Below are 16,148 nucleotides of genomic sequence, written 5' to 3' on the forward strand. Positions count from 1 at the left end.
GAAGGGGTTTGCCGAAAGGGCAAATGGGGAAATCTCGCCTGTACGTTGGTCATCTTTCTGTCCTTGATAGAAAGCAACGAAACACAGGGATAGGTCGTTCACTCTTCAAGAGTGCAATACCCGCGCAAGCACAAAAACCATCCCTGATTTTTCTTCCAGTGCCGCTGATGGCGCTCGTCGAGGACGTTTGCCAAGTGGCCAGCATTTTGCCAGCCACGCAACCCTAGACCCGTTTGTGCAGGGCTGCCAGAAAAAGCGCCGAACGGTCATTCTGGCCGTTGCGGTGTGCGCCACCGCAACCGCTATCACTTGGCATTCATCCAGTGTTCAGGCGAAGAAACCGAGCAACAGCGTCGCCAGAATCACCGTCGAGGCGCCGCCGATCCGGGTGGAAATCTGCGCAAAGGGCATCAGTGACATCCGGTTCGACGCCGACAGGATCGCGACGTCGCCGGTGCCGCCCAGACCGCTGTGGCAGCAGGTCACGATGGCCGATTCGATGGGGTACATCTTCATCAGGTTGCCAATGAAAAAACCGGCGACGGTCATCGACACCACCACGCTGAGGCACACCAGCACATAGCCGATCGAAAACACCTTCACCACGCTGTCGAGCGGCACATACAACATTCCAAGACCGATCATCACCGGCCAGATGAAGGCGGCGGAAACCAGTTTGTAGAAAGACTGCGCGCCTTTTTCCAGCTTCTCCGGCAGCACGCGCACGTATTTGAACAGCACCGCCGCGAGAATCATCATCACCGGCCCCGGAATCCCGACGACCTTTTCCAGCAGGCCACCGAGCAAGAAGAACGCACAGATGACCAGCACGCCAGCGCCCATGAGTCGCAGGTCGATGGCGGTGGCGGACTCATCCTTGACCTTGAATTTATCGTTTTCGGCTTTCGCCCGAATCAGCGCCCCTTCACCGTTGATGGCCGGGCGTTTCAGCGCCAGCCGTGCCAGGTAACCGGCGCAGATGATCGCTGCAATGTTGCCGACCACGGCCGCCGGGACCAGTTGCGCGACATAGATGTCCGGCGTGCCGCCGAGGATCGTCGAATAGGCCAGGGACAGCGGCAGGATGCCTTCGCCGATGCCGCCGCCGATGATCGGCACGATGATGAAAAAGAACGTGTGGTAAGCGCTGTAGCCGGCAAGCTTGCCGACGATCAGCCCGCTCGCGACGGCGGCCAGGGTGCCGGCCAGCAAGGGGATGAACATGCGGATCATGCCCTGGACCAGAATGAACCGGCTCATGCCCAGGATGCTGCCGACCACCAGGCTGGCGATCACGAAGTACAGGAAGTTGGCTTCCTTCATCAGCATTTTGGTCGCGTCGATCGTCGGCGCGCCGAAGAAGCCGTAGAACACCAGCACCGACGGCAGCATCAGGCACAGGATGGCGCCGCCACCGATTTCCCTGAGGATCGGCAGACGCGAGCCCATCTGGCCGAAGAACACGCCCATGGTCATGATCACGGCCAGTCCACCGATCATGTTCTTCGGCAGAAAGCCGAGGTGGGCCGACAGAAACACGATCACGGCGATGCCGAGGAAGATCGGCAGCGGGATGACGCCGATCTCGTAGGTGCGCAGGCGCTGGATGATGCCGTCGGCGCGCGGGCCGTCGACGTTCAGGGATTGCTCAAGGGAGTCGCTCATGACGCATGTCCTCATGTTTGTTTTTATCGAGGATTGACGGGAAACCACGGTGCACCGGGCTCGGGTGGCGAGGCGGTGATTCGATGGTATCCTTCGCAAAATGCGTGATAAACAGCGGAAGCATGCGGCCTATGAACACGAATCGTGACCAATTTCCCTTGCCCGAAGACCTCAAGGTGTTCCTTACCGTCATCCGCAAGAACAGCTTTGCCAGCGCCGCCGACGAGTTGGGCTTTTCACCGGCCTACGTCAGCAAGCGCATCTCGGTGCTGGAAACCACGCTGGCGAGCAAGCTGCTGCACCGCACCACCCGACGCATCGCGCTGACTGATGACGGCGAGCGCGTACGAATTTGGGCAGAGAAATTGCTGGGAGATTTCGATCAGTTTCTCGGCGAGATTTCCCAGGCCCGACACCAGCCGGCGGGGTCGCTGCACATTTGCAGCAGTTTCGGTTTCGGCCGCAATCATGTAGCGCCGGCGATCAGCCAGTTGTCCCGGGCGTGCCCGAAACTCGACATTCGGCTCGACGTGTTCGACCGGGTGGTCGATCTGGTGGGCGAGGGCTTCGACCTGGAAATCCTCGTCGGCGATGACCTGCCGGGCCAGCATCTGGCGCGCAAACTGGTGAGCAATCGGCGCGTGCTGTGCGCCACGCCGGAATACCTCGAACGCCGGGGTACGCCGCAATCTCTCGAAGACCTGAAAGACCACGATTGTCTGGTGCTCAAGGAGCGCAACAACGCGTTCGGCATCTGGACCCTGAGCAAGGACGGGCAAGAAGAGACGGTGCGGGTGAATGGCCCGCTGTCCTCCAACAGCGGCGAGATTGTGCTGGAGTGGGCGCTGAGCGGCGGCGGGATCCTGTTGCGCTCGATGTGGGACGTCAAACCGATGCTCGAGCAGGGCAGGCTGGTGCAGGTGCTGGACGGCTACACCCAGAGCGCCAACGTCTGGGCGGTCTATCCGACCCGGCTCAGCGAGTCGGCAAAGCTGCGGGTATGCGTGGAGTTTCTGGAAGAGTACTTCCGCGATTTGTCCGTGGAATGAAAACGGGCGGTTCAATGAACCGCCCGTTTTTTTGCCATCAACCCAACCAGGGATTGTCCGCCAGATGCCGTGCCTCAAAGGCGCGGATCTGCTCGGTGCGTTGCAGCGTGGTGCCGATGGCGTCCAGCCCGAGCAGCAACGACTGTTTGCGCAACTGATCGATCTCGAATTCGATCAGCGTACCGTCCGCCAGCTCGAGGGTCTGCTGCGCCAGGTTAACGCTGATCCGCGCGGTCGCCGGAACGCTGATCGCCTCGGCTACACGCTTGAACTGCGCGTCGTCCAGCTGAATCGCCAACACACCATTGCGCTGGCAGTTGTCGTAAAAAATCCCGGCGAAGGTGGTGCCGATCAAGGCCCGGATTCCCACTTGCTTCAAGCCCCATACCGCGTGTTCGCGGCTGGAGCCGCAACCGAAGTTGGGGCCGGTCACCAGAAACGCCGCGTCCTGCCAGGCCGGCTGGTTGAGCACGAATTCAGGGTTGGGTTCGCCGGAGGCGAGAAAGCGCAGATCGAAGAACAGCCCGCGATCCAGCCCCTGACGATCGATGCCCTTGAGAAACTGCTTGGGCATGATCACGTCGGTGTCGATGTTGGATGCAAGAAACGGCGCGGCGCTGCCGCTGACGGTGTCGAAAGGTTGCATGGTTCAAGCCTCCAGCGCGACGGTGCGCACGTCAGTCAAATGGCCGCTGATGGCGGCGGCGGCGACCATCGCCGGGCTCATCAGGTGGGTGCGCGCACCGGCGCCCTGACGGCCTTCGAAGTTGCGATTGGTGCTCGACGCACAGCGATCACCTGGCGCGAGCACGTCGTCGTTCATCGCCAGGCACATCGAGCAACCCGATTGCCGCCATTCGAAACCGGCGTCGAGAAAGATCTGCGCCAGGCCTTCGTCCTCGGCCTGATTGCGCACCAACGTCGAGCCGGGAACGATCATCGCCCGCACGTGGGCCGCCACACGCTTGCCGCGCACCACGCGGGCGACATCACGCAAGTCTTCGATCCGCGCATTGGTGCAGGAACCGATGAAGGCATGGCTGATCGTCACTTCGTCCAGCGGCATGCCGGGTGTCAGGCCCATGTAGTCGAGGGCGCGCTGCAGGCCCTGACGCAGGATCGGATCGGGCTGGGCGGCCGGGTCCGGCACGCGCCCTTTGATCGGCGCGGCCTGATCGGGGCTGGTGCCCCAGGTCACCATTGGTTCCAGCTCGGCGACATCGAGGATGACTTCGCGATCGAACACCGCGCACTCGTCGCTGTGCAGGGTTTTCCAGCGCTCGATTGCCTGCTCCCAGACCTTGCCCTTGGGCGCACGCGGCTTGTGTTGCAGGTAGGCGAACACCTTGTCATCCGGTGCCATGAACGCACCCCGGGCGCCGGCCTCGACGGCCATGTTGCAGATGGTCATGCGCGCTTCGACGCTGAGGGCGCTGATGGCCGGGCCGGTGAACTCGATGGCGTAACCGGTGGCGCCGGACGCGCCGATCTTTTCGATCAGCGCCATGATGATGTCCTTGGAGGTGACGCCTGCGCCCAGCTCACCGTTGACCGTCACCCGCAGGGTTTTCAGACGTTTGTAGACCAGCGTCTGGGTTGCCAGCAGGTGCTCGATTTCCGAGGTGCCGATGCCGAAACCGAACGCTCCCAGTGCGCCGTAAGTGGTGGTGTGGCTGTCACCGGCCGCGACCACCATGCCCGGCAAAATGAAACCCTGTTCCGGCGCTACGACGTGTTCGATGCCCTGGCGTTTATCCAGCACATCGAACAGCTCGATGCCGAAGTCACGGCAGTTCTCTTCGAAGTACGACACCTGACGCGCACCCCCGGCGTCAGGCATGGTCGCGATGCGTTTCGGTGCGGTGGGGTTCACATGATCGACCACCGCCAGCGTCGCCGCAGGCCGCCACACCGTACGCCCGGCATCGCGCAGGCCGCTGAAGGCTTGCGGGCTGGTGTATTCGTTGGCGACCTGGCGGTCGATGTAAAGCAGCACGTGGCCCTGATCATCGAGGGTGCAGACGGTGTGACTGTCGATGTGCTTCTGGTACAGCGTTCTCGGGCTGGGCATGGCTTGCGCTCTTTTCTGTCCGGGGCAAAAACAACATGAGGACAGAATATTGATCGCAGAAATGCCATCAAGAGCGCATTGGTGAAGCGGTTAAACACGAACTGTGAGTAATGGCCTCAGGCTTTTGTACGCATTCCGCGCAGCGGATCGTCCAGCAACTCGAACTGCTCGGCCATGAAGTCGATCAGCATCCGCAGCGACGGCAGCATGCCCTGACGGCTGGCAAACACCGCGTAGATCATCTCCGTACGCGGCGCCCAGTCGGGCAGCACCACCGCCAATTGGCCGCGTTCGATGAAGTCATGCACCAGCGACATTGGCATCTGCGCAACGCCGACGCTGTCGATGGCCGCGCAGCGCAGCATCGGCAGGCCTTTGGTGATCAATTGCGGGCGATGTTGTAGGGTGAACTCGGAACCGTCCTGATGGAACAGCGTCCAGCTGTAAACCTGCTGCGGGCTGCCGTGGTGAGCGCTGGGGAAGCGCGACAGGTCTTCCGGCTCGCTCGGTTCACCCAGCCGGCTCAAGAGCGCAGGGCTGGCGACCAGGCACTGCGGCCGCTGCGACAGCACCCGGCTGACCAGCTCGGAATCCTGCAAGGGCGGCGGCCGCACCCGCAACGCCAGATCGACGCCTTCGGCCACCACGTCGACCTGCCGGTCGCTGGCCTCCAGATGCATTTCGACGCGCGGGTGCATGGCCATGAAGCGCGTGATGATCCCGCCGACGCATTCTTCCAGCAGCGTCGTCGGACAGGTCACGCGCAACACGCCGCCCGGTTCGGCGCGGGTCATGGCAATCGCGGCTTCGGCGGCCTCGGCCTGTTTCAGCATCGCCCGGCAATGGTCGTAGTAGGTCTGGCCCAGCTCCGTCACCGAGAAGTGCCGGGTGTTGCGGATGATCAGGCGCACGCCCAGACGCTCCTCAAGCAAGGCAATGCGCCGGCTCAGGTTCGACTTGGGAATCCCCAGCGCCCGCGCCGTCGGCGCAAAGCCGCCGTGGTCCACCACCATCACGAAATACTGCAGGTCATTGAGGTCTAGCACGGGGCGAGATTCGCTGGAAAAGGGACGCCAACTATACAAGCCCGATTGTCCATTGTGTGGGAAGCAGCGGCCCGTTTTCGGCTCTGGTGGGCGATGCCGGGCGAGCCGTAGATTGCGCCGTCCGAACCTTGCACACACTGGATGTAGAACTTGAACAAGCTTTGCGAGATGCAATCGTTCGTCATGGTGGTCGACACCGGCAGTATCACCGAGGCAGCCCGGCAACTGGGCACCGCCAAATCCATGGTCAGCCAGCGGATTGCGCAACTGGAAAAACGACTCGGCAGCATCGTCCTCGAACGCGGGCGGCAGGCCCGGCTGACGGAGGCCGGGGAGGTGTTTTATCGGTATTGCGTGCGGATTCTGTCGGAGGTCGAAGAGGCGGAAGACGCGGTGCTGGCCTTTCAATCGAGCCTGCGCGGCAGCCTGCGGCTGGCGGCGCCGATGGCGTTCAGCATTCGTTACCTGACGCCGATCCTGTCGTCCTTCGCGGTACGCTATCCCGAGTTGCGCCTGGACATCGAATTCGACGATCGCCACGTCAACCTACACGAAGAACGCTACGACGCGGCGATCCGCATCGGTGAGTTGCCGGACTCCTCGCTGGTGGCGAAAACCATCACCGCCAATCGTCATATCATTTGCGCCAGTCCCGACTATCTGGCCACTCATGGCACGCCGCAAACCCCGCAAGAACTGTCTGAACATTTCGCCATGCTCTACGTGAACCGCGAACCCCACGGCATGTGGACGCTGCCGGTGAACAATGCGCTGGAATCGTTTCGTGTGCGCTGCCGGATGCGCACCAACAACGGCCATCAGTTGATGGAGGCGGCGAAGGCCGGTATGGGGCTGGCGATTCTGCCGACGTTTCTGGCGGCGCAAGCTATCGTGGATGGTGAACTTCAGGAGGTGTTGGCGCCTTACGCGCCCCGAGGCGGGAATATTTCGGCGGTGTACCGACGCTCCCAGCGGGCTTCACCCAAGTTGCAGGCGTTGACCGATTTTCTCTGCGAACAGATCGGCAATCCGCCGGTGTGGGAGCAATTGCTCGGGGCTCATTCGGCCGGTTAAGGCGTTCGGGAAAAGCGAAACCGCGATTCGTTTTTCCCCGGCTTATGAGCCCTCGAACCCTTCAATAAGCTCTTCCTCAACAGGCGCGCTTTGACGCCTGACAGGGAAGAAACCGATGAACGATACCCTTGTTAATTCTGCCCAGCGTGCCCCGGTCGATGCGATCGTGGTGGGCGGCGGTTCCGCCGGCGCGGTACTGGCCCGTCGCTTGAGTGAAAACGTCCGGCGCCAGGTGCTGTTGCTGGAGGCGGGTCAGAGTTTTGCCCCGGGCAAGTACCCCGAAATCGTCGCCAGTAGCGATGTGGTCGGTGCCAATGGCAATCGCCAGTTCGAGTGGGGTTACACCTCCCGGCCGGGCTATGTCGAACACCCGATCGGCGCGTTGCGCGGCAAAGTGCTGGGCGGCAGTTCGGCCATCAACGGCGCGGTGGCGATTCGCGCCCGAGCCACGGACTTCCAGCGCTGGAATCTGCCGGGCTGGAGCTTTGAGGACTTGCTGCCCTCGTTCAAAAAACTGGAAAACCACAGCGGCGGAGCCAGCGCATTGCATGGCCACGACGGGCCGCTGCCGGTGCGTCAGCTCGGCAGCGCCGACGTCACACCAATGCAGAAAGCCTTCATCTACGCCACGGTCGCCAACGGTTACCGGATGATCGACGACTTCGACGGCGCGAATGCCAACGGCGTCGGCCCGTACCCGATGAACATCGTCGACGGCGTGCGGGTCAACACCGGCATGGCTTACCTCACGGACGAGGTGCGCGCCCGCGACAATTTGCAGATTCGCGCCGACAGCCTGGTGGACAAGGTGCTGTTCGACGGCAAACGTGCGGTGGGTGTGCAACTGGCGAATGGCGAGCAATTACGCGCCAACGAAGTGATTCTTTCGGCGGGCAGTTACGGCAGCGCGGCGATCCTGTTGCGCTCCGGTATCGGCCCTGGCGACGATCTGCGCGCACTGGACATTGAGCCGGTCGCCGAATTGCCGGTCGGGCAGAACCTGGCGGATCACCCGTTCTATTACAATGCCTACGCCGCCAAACCCGACCTGATCGGTCGCCAGTCGCCGGCCATCGGCGCCAAGCTCTGGACCCACAGCCGCAGCGCCGAGCACGGCGATCTGGATATTCACATCACCGCGACCCACCTGTTCCCCCATGACCAGAGCCCGACCCAGGTGGGCTTCGTGCTCGCGGTGGCGCTGACCCGGCCGCTGTCCCGAGGCAAGGTTACGCTGGCCAGCCGCGATCCGTCGGTGGCGCCGAATATCGATCTGAATTTTCTCGCCGAGCCCATGGACCGCCAGCGCCTGCTGGACGGTATTCGTCTGGCACGGCGGATCGGTGCGACCGCGCCGCTCAAGGGTTTGATTCACTCGGAGCTGAATCCGGGGCAGGGCAACGACTCCGACGACGCCTTGCTGGCCAGCGTCAAAGCCACGCTCGACACCTATCACCACCCGACCTCGACCGCGCCGATGGGCCGGCCGGGCGATGCCATGGCCGTGGTCGACCTCGAAGCCCGAGTAATCGGCGTGCAGGGCCTGCGGGTGGTCGACGCTTCCATCTTCCCGGACGTGCCGTCCGTTGCCACCAACCTCACCGTGATCGCCACCGCCGAAAAAATCGCCGGTCTCTACGCCTGAATCCAAGGAAGCTTTCGCCATGAACAACACCAAGGTTTTGAACTGGATCGACGGCCTGTGGCTGGATTCCGGTGACTACAAAGACTCCATCGACCCAGCGACTTATGAGCTGATCGGTCGCTACGCCGAAGGCGGACTGGCCGAAGCGCAGCAAGGCATCGAAGCTGCACAACGAGCCTTCACGCAGACCCCATGGAAAGACGACAGTCAACTGCGTGCCCAAGTGCTGCTGGAACTGGCGGACGTCTTTGAACTCAACGCCGCCGAGCTGATCGACACCCTGGCGCTGGAGAACGGCAAGATCCGTCCCGAGGCCGCCTTTGAAGTCGGCATGGTGCCGTCCAAATTGCGCTATTACGCCGCGCTGGCCCGCACCGAATATGGCCGCGCCGCGCAACCCCGGCCCGGCAAGATCTCCCTGGTGATCCGCCAGGCCGTCGGTGTCGCGGGCATCATCGTGCCGTGGAATTCGCCGGTGGTGCTTATGATCCGCTCGCTGGCGCCGGCCTTGGCCGCCGGTTGCACCACGGTGATCAAGATGCCGGGGCAGACCGCGCAGACCAACGCGCTGGTGGCGCGGATCATGAGTGAAGCACCGTCGCTGCCGCGCGGCGTGATCAACCTGTTCAGCGAGCAGGGCGCGACCGGTTCGATTCATCTGGTGGAGTCGCCAAAGGTGCCGGTCATCAGCTTCACCGGCAGCACCGGCACAGGGCGGGCGATCTCGGCAGCGGGGGCGCAACACCTCAAGCGTTTCGGCCTGGAACTGGGTGGCAAAACGCCGATGCTGGTGTTCAACGACGCCGACCTCGACGCCGTGGCGCCGACGCTGGTCAAGGCGCTCACGGTGTTTTCGGGACAGTTCTGCATGACTGGTTCGCGCCTGCTGGTACAGCGCGACATCGCCCACGTATTGACTGAGCGCCTTGCCGCTCGACTTGAAGCGGTGCGGGTCGGGCCGGCGGCGGATCCGGACAGCGACATGGGACCGCTAATCGACAAACCGAACGTGCAGCGTGTCAATCAGGTGGTGGAAGAGGCGATTGCTGCCGGTGCGCAAGTCATCGTGCGCGGTGGGCCGGTGACTGAAGGGCCGCTGGCCAAGGGCGCGTTCTATCGGCCGACGCTGCTACGGGTCAGCGATCCGGAGATGGCCATCGTCCAGCGCGAAACCTTCGGCCCGGTGCTGACCCTACAGGTGTTCGATAGCGAAGCCGAGGCCATTGAACTGGCCAACAACAGCGAATTCGGTCTGGCCGCCAGCGTCTGGACCCGCGACATCGACCGCTCGCTGCGGGTCGCCCGTGAGCTGGAGGCCGGCACGGTGTGGGTCAACGACTGGGCGGTGGTCTACGACGAGTTCGAGGAGGGCGGTTTCAAACAGTCGGGGCAGGGGCGTCTGAACGGTGTGGCAGCGATGGATGATTTTGTCGAGTACAAACACATCGCGCTCAATCCCGGTCGGCGTCAGGAGTGACCGCGATGCGATTATCCCGACCGTGGATCGTCGCGCTGTTGTCGGGGGCGCTGAGTGCGTCCCCGGCCTATGCCGCTGGCGAACAACCGCTGACTTTCACAAGGACTGATCCGGTGTCTCAGGACAAACTCTACGACGCGCTGCTCGATGCGCTTTACGCTACGTTCGGCAAGCATCCGGGCTTTCGCGCGACCCATGCCAAAGGTCTGTTGGTGAACGGGACTTTCACGGCTTCACTTGCGGCGGCGAGTCTCAGCCGTGCGGCCCATTTGCAGGGGAAACCGGTGCCGGTGGTCCTGCGGTTCTCCAACTTCAGTGGCGTGCCGGCCACGGTTGACGGCGACCCGATGGCCAGCCCGCGCGGGGTCGCGGTGCGTTTCAAGCTGCCTAACGGCGAGTTCACCGACATTGTCGGCCATTCGTTCGACGGTTTTCCGGTGGCCACGCCTCTGGAATTTCTCGGCTTCCTGAAAGGCATCGCTGCAACGGTCGCCACACCGCCGGATCCGCAGCCGTTGCAGGCTTTTCTGGCAGAGCATCCGAGGGCCAGACACTTTCTGGAAACGCCGAAACCGGCGCCGTCGAGCTACACCAGCATCGAATACTTCGGCGTGAATTCGCTGGTTTTCAGCAACCATGAAAACCAGGAGCAGATCGTTCGCTATCGCATCGAACCGTTGACCGGCCAATCGCTTATCGGCGACCAGCAAGCCGCCCGCATGCCAGCCGATTATTTGCAGGATGAAATGACGGCACGACTGGCGAGGGGCCCCGCGCAGATGCGTCTGATCGCGCAACTGGCGGCGTCGGGCGACGTGGTCGAAGACGGCTCGATCCCATGGCCAAGAAACCGCCGCGAAGTCGAACTGGGCCTCTTCACCCTCGATTCGCTGGTGCCCGCCGAAGACCAGCAAGCCGCCCAGCAACGCCTCGACTTCAGCCCCGGCCGTTTGCTCGACGGCATCGCCCTGAGCCGCGACCCGATGACCCTGGCCCGCGACCGCATCTACCAGCGCGCCGTGCTGCGGCGCCAGCAACCATGACCACCGAGGCCGGCGCCCGCTGGAAGCAATGGCTGGTGTCATGGCTGATCGTGTGGCCGCTGTCGGTGTCCATGCCATGGGCACTGGCGGCGCTGCTGGAACTGGCGGATCTGCGATTGCCGGGGTGGTTGTTCAAGATGCTGGTCGCCGGGTTGATCTCGTTCAACATGGTGTATTGGCTGATGCCGCAGAGTTCGCGGTTGATGGCGCGGTGGTGGGTGCGCTAAGTGTTTCGGGCCTTACTCGGTGGTGTCAAAAGCCTCGTGGTAGCTGACGACTCCGACCGGCAATTCTCCGTCAAACGCCAACGCCTGAAAGTATTCCGCCGGAATCCCCGGCAACTCCAGGCCTGCATGAGCCTTGAGTCGCGCGAGGGCCTGATCGGCGGCGCTTTCGAGTCGTGCTGCGAGCAGCCGTTCGAGCTGAAGATGGGCGTCCGGATCCATCGCCTGCACGCCGCTTTCCCAGCGGGAAATCGTCGACTGGGTGACCTTGAACAACTCGGCGGCATGGCTCTGCTTGACGCGGTGCAGCACTCGCCAGCGACGCAGGGCGATGCCGGGCAGACTGGGCTTCAACAAGGTGTCGGACATGGCGATGGATCGCAAAAGGAATGCGGGCCGACAGTCTGAAGACTGTCGGCCCGTGCTGCAAATCGACGCGATATCAGGTCATTCCGGCAGCTTGGCAATCACCTTGATCTCGAACTGAAAGCCATACAGCCAGGTCACGCCGACCGCCGTGATGGTCGGATGCGGCGCCTCGCCCCAGAACTCGGGCACCACTTCCCAGATGGTTTCGAAGGTCGACTGCGGGTCGACCATGAACACGGTCACGTCCACCACGTCATCGAAACTGGCGCCGGCCGCGCCGAGAATGGCGTTGAGATTGGTGAAGGCCAGTCGCACCTGTTGTTTCAGGTCCGGCTCCGGTGAGCCGTCCTCAAGGCTGCCAACCTGGCCGGAGACGAATAGAAAACCGTTGGAACGAACCGCCGGGGAATAGCGGTTGCGCTCGTAAAGGGCATGGCGTCCGGGCGGGAAAACCACGTCGCGTTTTGGCTGGGCAAGGGTCATGGGGTTTCTCCTTCAATGGGTTGAAAACCGGTGATGGAGCAACTGTAGGGACTTGCCTCGGCGCGATAAACGCGCAACCTTGGCGATCACTGTTTGCAAATACCAAACAATCGAGCCCCTGTCAGAGGTGGGATATGGACCGTTTTGACGCGATGCAAGCTTTCGCCCGGGTGGTGGAGGCGGGCAGTTTCACCAAGGCCGCCGAGACCCTGCACATGAGCAAGACCACCGTGACCCAGCTTATTCAGCAACTGGAGGCGCGGCTGCGAGTGAAGTTGCTCAACCGCACCACGCGCAAGGTCAACGCCACGGCGGACGGCGCGGTTTATTACGAGCGGGTGATCAAGTTGCTGGCGGACATGGACGACGCCGAGACCAGTCTTCCCGGTGCGGCGGCGCAGCCCAAGGGACGCTTGCGGGTCGATGTGCCCAGCCCCCTGGCCAATCTGATTCTGGTGCCGGCTCTGCCCGAGTTTTGCGCGCGGTATCCGGAGATCCAGATCGACATGGGCGTCAGCGACCGAATCGTCGACATCATCGATGAGAACGTAGATTGCGTGGTGCGCGGGGGCGAGCTGCGGGATCAGTCACTGATGGCCCGGAAAGTGGCGGATCTTCAACTTGGCGTGTATGCCGCGCCGAGCTATCTGGCCCGTGCCGGCACCCCGGCGCATCCCCGAGAGCTGGAAGACAGCCATCACCGAGTAGTCGGTTTCCTCTGGGCGCGCACCGGCAAACCCGTGCCTTACGCCCTGCACAACGAACACGAAGATCTGCAGATCAAGGGCCGCCATGTGCTGGCCGTCGATGACGGTAATGCCTATCTGTCGGCGGGCCTCGCGGGGCTGGGCGTGTTGTGGCTGCCCAAGTACATGTCCAAGGCTCACGAGGCGAGCGGTAATCTGGTGCCGCTGTTCGAAGACTGGCGCCTCGATCCGATGCCGCTCTATTTCGCCTACCCGCCGAACCGCCACATCAGCCGCAAGCTGCGGGTGTTCATCGACTGGATCGCCGAGGTAATGGCCCGCCACGCACCGGTCATGGATCGCTCAGGTTCGCCAGCAGCCATTCGGTAAAACTGCGGGCCATCGGATCGTTTTCGCTGTCGCGGTGGGTCAGCAGCGCCCAGTTCGGGCCGCGAATGGTCTCGTCCACCAAGGGCTGCAACAGCCCGTCAGCCCGAGCCTTGCGGCTGAGCAACTGGCTGACCAGCGCGATGCCGAGCCCGCCGCATGCAGCGTCCAGCAGCAGGCCCGGATCAGAGAAATTCAAACCCTGATCCTGCTGGCCGACATCGATCCCTGATTCAACCGCCCAATGGCTCCAGTCCATTTCCCGCTCGCCGTGCAGCGTCGTCCGTTGCGCGCTCGGCACGCTCAGCAGGCTCGGGTGACACGCTGGATAGAGGCGGTCTGCGTGCAACACCTTGAAGCTGCATTCAGCCTGGGAGCTGATGTCGTCGCGCACCGCCAGATCGATGGTCTGGGTCGCCATGTCTGGCACCTCATCGGTGCTGAAAATCCACAGATCGACCTGCGGATGCTGTCGCCGAAAATCCCCCAGGCGCGGCAGCAGCCAGTGCCGGGCAAACGCCGGCGTGGTGTTGAGCACCAGTTGATTGGGTTTCTGGTATTGCCCCAGCCGCCGGATGCCCACCGACAGTTGCTGCAGCATGGCCTGGGTGGTGCTGAGCAGATCGTGGCCGGCGTCGGTCAGGCTGACGCTGCGTCCGCTGCGGAAAAACAGCGGTTGCTCGAGGTACGCCTCAAGGCTGCGAATCTGCTGGCTGATGGCCGACTGCGTGAGGCTCAGTTCCTCGGCGGCCTTGTGAAAACTGCCCAGCCTTGCGGCGGCTTCGAAGCCGCGCAACGAGCTGAGGGGTGGCCAGTGTTTCAGCATGATCGATAAGTTCCTCTAATCAGTTTTCCGCTAAATCCATCGTTTGTTTGCCCTTCAGGCCGCCATTAGCATGCACGTCAACGCCGCCGAGGCTGTTTTCATTGAACACAATGGCTTAACTCAAAGGGCTTTTTACCATGCAGCAGAACAAAAACAACAACAGCGGTTGGATGATGCCGGCAGAGTGGGTGACGCACGCGGCGACCTGGATGGTCTGGCCCCACAATCAATCCCTGTGGGAGTCGGGCTGGGGCGTCACGTTGCCGTTGGTGCAGGAAGATTTCGCCCGCGTCGCCAATGCCATCGCCCGGTTCGAACCGGTGAAAATGGTTGTCGATCCGTCGGCCATCGCCAGTGCCAAAGCTTTGTGCGGGCCGAACATCGAACTGATTCCGCTGGCCGTCAACGACAGCTGGTGCCGCGATTCTGGCCCGAGTTTCGTCGTTCACCCTGAGCAAGGTCTGGCGGGCGTGAGCTGGCGGTTCAACGCCTGGGGCGGCAAGTCGGCCCATGATCTGGACGAAAGCCTGGCGCGCCGCGTGCTCAATCACTTGGGCGGCGAGTGCTTCGGCACTGCGCTGAGCAACGAGGGCGGCGCGATCCACGTGGACGGCGAGGGCACGTTGATCACCACCGAATCGGTGCTGCTCAACCCCAACCGCAACCCCGGCGTGAGCAAGGCCGAGATGGAAGAGATCTTCGGTCGTCTGCTCGGCGTGAAGAAAACCATCTGGCTGCCGGGCGATCCGGATTACGTCACCGGCGACATGACCGACGGCCACGTCGATGGCGTCTGCGCCTTCGCCCGTCCCGGCGTGTTGCTGGTGGATGCGACTCATGATCGCAGCTCGGTGTACGCCGAAGTGGTGCGGGAAAACCGCCGCGCACTGGAACTGGCCACCGACGCCCAAGGCCGTACATTCGAGTTGATCGAGTTGTACGAAGCCACCGATGCGGTGGACACCGAAGCCGAAGTGTTCTGCGCCTCGTACACCAACTTCTACATTGCCAACGGCGCGATCATCATGCCGGCGTACGGCATCGAGGCCGACCATGTCGCGGCAGAAACCTTGGCCAAGGCCTTCCCGGGGCGCGAAGTGGTGCCGGTGCGGATCAATCACCTGGCCCATGGCGGAGGCGGTGTGCACTGCATCACCCAGCAACAGCCCGCCTGGCCGGTGGAGGGTTGATTGATGACACTGCTCAAAGTCGCCACCACCCAGATGCCGTGCACCTGGGACCTGAAAAGCAACCTCGACCGCGCCGAGCAGTTGGTGCGTGAAGCGGCCGCACAGGGCGCACAAGTGATCCTGTTGCAGGAGCTGTTCGCCACGCCGTATTTCTGCATCGAGCAGAGCCACCATCACATGGCGCTCGCCGAGGAGTACCGCGACAGTCAGGTGCTGTCGCGCTTCGCCGCACTGGCCCGTGAACTGGGCGTGGTGTTGCCGCTGAGCTGGTATGAGAAGGCCGGCAACGCCTACTTCAACTCGCTGAGCGTGGCGGATGCCGACGGGCGCCTGTTGGGCGTGTACCGCAAGACCCACATCCCCAACGCCATCGGCTATCAGGAGAAGGAATATTTCAGCCCCGGCGACACTGGTTTCAAAGTCTGGGACACCGCGTTCGGCCGCCTCGGCGTCGGCATCTGCTGGGATCAGTGGTTCCCGGAAACCGCCCGCTGCCTGGCCTTGATGGGCGCTGAAGTGCTGCTGTTTCCGACCGCCATCGGCTCGGAACCGGGCTGCGCGGATCTGGATTCGCGCGACCACTGGCAGATGACCATGCGTGGCCACGCGGCTGCCAATCTGCTGCCGGTGATCGCCTCCAACCGCGTTGGCCGCGAAGTGGCCGGCACCGATGCGACGCTGCAAATGAATTTCTACGGCTCGTCGTTCATCTGCAACCACAAGGGAAAAATGCTCGCCGAAGCCGACCGCGCCAGCACCGGTGTCTTGGTGCAAAGCCTGGATCTGGCAGCCATGCGTGAAGATCGCCTGAGCTGGGGCATCTACCGCGACCGTCGTCCGGAAATGTACGGCGCATTGCTGAGCCAGGACGGCCGTCACCTTAACGCCCGCTGGAATCCTCAAGGAGTCTGAT

At 62.7% G+C, this 16,148-nt stretch carries 15 protein-coding genes and 1 pseudogene; 9 read left to right on the plus strand and 7 right to left on the minus strand.

Annotated features, from left to right (window positions below; translation table 11 throughout):
* Window positions 1-327 precede the first annotated feature (327 nt).
* On the minus strand, window positions 328-1,665 hold the full coding sequence (locus tag QRN46_RS13775; protein WP_221614899.1) for a 2-hydroxycarboxylate transporter family protein: 1,338 nt from the start codon (window positions 1,663-1,665) through the stop codon (window positions 328-330).
* Between the two features lie 131 nt (window positions 1,666-1,796).
* Here QRN46_RS13775 and QRN46_RS13780 point away from each other — a divergent pair, with 131 nt between their 5' ends.
* Window positions 1,797-2,714: a LysR substrate-binding domain-containing protein gene (locus QRN46_RS13780; protein WP_041475228.1), complete on the plus strand. Its 918-nt coding sequence runs from the start codon at window positions 1,797-1,799 to the stop codon at window positions 2,712-2,714.
* Window positions 2,715-2,751: 37 nt separating this feature from the next.
* Here the strand turns inward: QRN46_RS13780 and leuD are convergent, their stop codons facing one another.
* From leuD to QRN46_RS13795, 3 genes are all read right to left on the minus strand, one after another.
* A complete protein-coding gene (leuD, locus tag QRN46_RS13785) occupies window positions 2,752-3,360 on the minus strand; it encodes a 3-isopropylmalate dehydratase small subunit (RefSeq protein ID WP_011333782.1) in 609 nt (202 codons plus the stop codon).
* Between the two features lie 3 nt (window positions 3,361-3,363).
* The gene (gene leuC / locus QRN46_RS13790) at window positions 3,364-4,785 is read right to left on the minus strand and encodes a 3-isopropylmalate dehydratase large subunit (protein ID WP_221614898.1); all 1,422 of its coding nucleotides are present in this window, start codon (window positions 4,783-4,785) and stop codon (window positions 3,364-3,366) included.
* Between the two features lie 116 nt (window positions 4,786-4,901).
* Entirely contained in the window at window positions 4,902-5,831 is a 930-nt protein-coding gene (locus QRN46_RS13795; protein ID WP_041475229.1) for a LysR substrate-binding domain-containing protein, read from the minus strand.
* Between the two features lie 150 nt (window positions 5,832-5,981).
* Here QRN46_RS13795 and QRN46_RS13800 point away from each other — a divergent pair, with 150 nt between their 5' ends.
* From QRN46_RS13800 to QRN46_RS13820, 5 genes are all read left to right on the plus strand, one after another.
* On the plus strand, window positions 5,982-6,905 hold the full coding sequence (locus QRN46_RS13800; RefSeq protein ID WP_285355245.1) for a LysR family transcriptional regulator: 924 nt from the start codon (window positions 5,982-5,984) through the stop codon (window positions 6,903-6,905).
* 115 nt (window positions 6,906-7,020) lie between these two features.
* Window positions 7,021-8,550 (plus strand): GMC family oxidoreductase, encoded by a 1,530-nt coding sequence (locus QRN46_RS13805; RefSeq protein WP_285355246.1) that lies wholly within the window; start codon window positions 7,021-7,023, stop codon window positions 8,548-8,550.
* A gap of 19 nt (window positions 8,551-8,569) precedes the next feature.
* Window positions 8,570-10,027 (plus strand): aldehyde dehydrogenase family protein, encoded by a 1,458-nt coding sequence (locus QRN46_RS13810; protein ID WP_011333787.1) that lies wholly within the window; start codon window positions 8,570-8,572, stop codon window positions 10,025-10,027.
* A 5-nt stretch (window positions 10,028-10,032) separates the two neighbouring features.
* The gene (locus QRN46_RS13815) at window positions 10,033-11,070 is read left to right on the plus strand and encodes a catalase family peroxidase (protein ID WP_011333788.1); all 1,038 of its coding nucleotides are present in this window, start codon (window positions 10,033-10,035) and stop codon (window positions 11,068-11,070) included.
* On the plus strand, window positions 11,067-11,297 hold the full coding sequence (locus tag QRN46_RS13820; RefSeq protein ID WP_041475231.1) for a putative antibiotic biosynthesis monooxygenase: 231 nt from the start codon (window positions 11,067-11,069) through the stop codon (window positions 11,295-11,297). The genes QRN46_RS13815 and QRN46_RS13820 overlap by 4 nt, the downstream gene beginning before the upstream one ends.
* 135 nt (window positions 11,298-11,432) lie before the next feature.
* On the opposite strand, the pseudogene QRN46_RS13825 reads toward QRN46_RS13820, so the two are convergent.
* Together QRN46_RS13825 and QRN46_RS13830 are read right to left on the minus strand one after the other, a co-directional pair.
* Window positions 11,433-11,663: pseudogene (locus QRN46_RS13825) on the minus strand (helix-turn-helix domain-containing protein); the annotation flags it as partial.
* 78 nt (window positions 11,664-11,741) lie between these two features.
* On the minus strand, window positions 11,742-12,146 hold the full coding sequence (locus QRN46_RS13830; protein ID WP_011333790.1) for a RidA family protein: 405 nt from the start codon (window positions 12,144-12,146) through the stop codon (window positions 11,742-11,744).
* 134 nt (window positions 12,147-12,280) lie between these two features.
* Between QRN46_RS13830 and QRN46_RS13835 the strand changes: the two genes are divergently transcribed.
* The gene (locus QRN46_RS13835) at window positions 12,281-13,222 is read left to right on the plus strand and encodes a LysR family transcriptional regulator (protein ID WP_285355249.1); all 942 of its coding nucleotides are present in this window, start codon (window positions 12,281-12,283) and stop codon (window positions 13,220-13,222) included.
* On the opposite strand, the gene QRN46_RS13840 is transcribed toward QRN46_RS13835, so the two are convergent.
* A complete protein-coding gene (locus QRN46_RS13840; protein ID WP_011333792.1) occupies window positions 13,185-14,045 on the minus strand; it encodes a LysR substrate-binding domain-containing protein in 861 nt (286 codons plus the stop codon). The genes QRN46_RS13835 and QRN46_RS13840 overlap by 38 nt on opposite strands.
* A 137-nt stretch (window positions 14,046-14,182) precedes the next feature.
* On the opposite strand from QRN46_RS13840, the gene QRN46_RS13845 reads away from it, so the two are divergent.
* Complete coding sequence (locus tag QRN46_RS13845) at window positions 14,183-15,235, plus strand: agmatine deiminase family protein (RefSeq protein ID WP_285355252.1); 1,053 nt, start codon at window positions 14,183-14,185, stop codon at window positions 15,233-15,235.
* A gap of 3 nt (window positions 15,236-15,238) precedes the next feature.
* Window positions 15,239-16,147 carry an N-carbamoylputrescine amidase gene (aguB, locus tag QRN46_RS13850; RefSeq protein ID WP_285355254.1) on the plus strand — a complete coding sequence of 303 codons (909 nt, stop codon included), beginning with the start codon at window positions 15,239-15,241 and terminating at the stop codon, window positions 16,145-16,147.
* Window position 16,148 lies beyond the last annotated feature (1 nt).

Origin of the sequence: Pseudomonas sp. lyk4-R2A-10 (assembly GCF_030209075.1) — a bacterium.
GTDB classification, from domain to species: domain Bacteria; phylum Pseudomonadota; class Gammaproteobacteria; order Pseudomonadales; family Pseudomonadaceae; genus Aquipseudomonas; species Aquipseudomonas glycinae.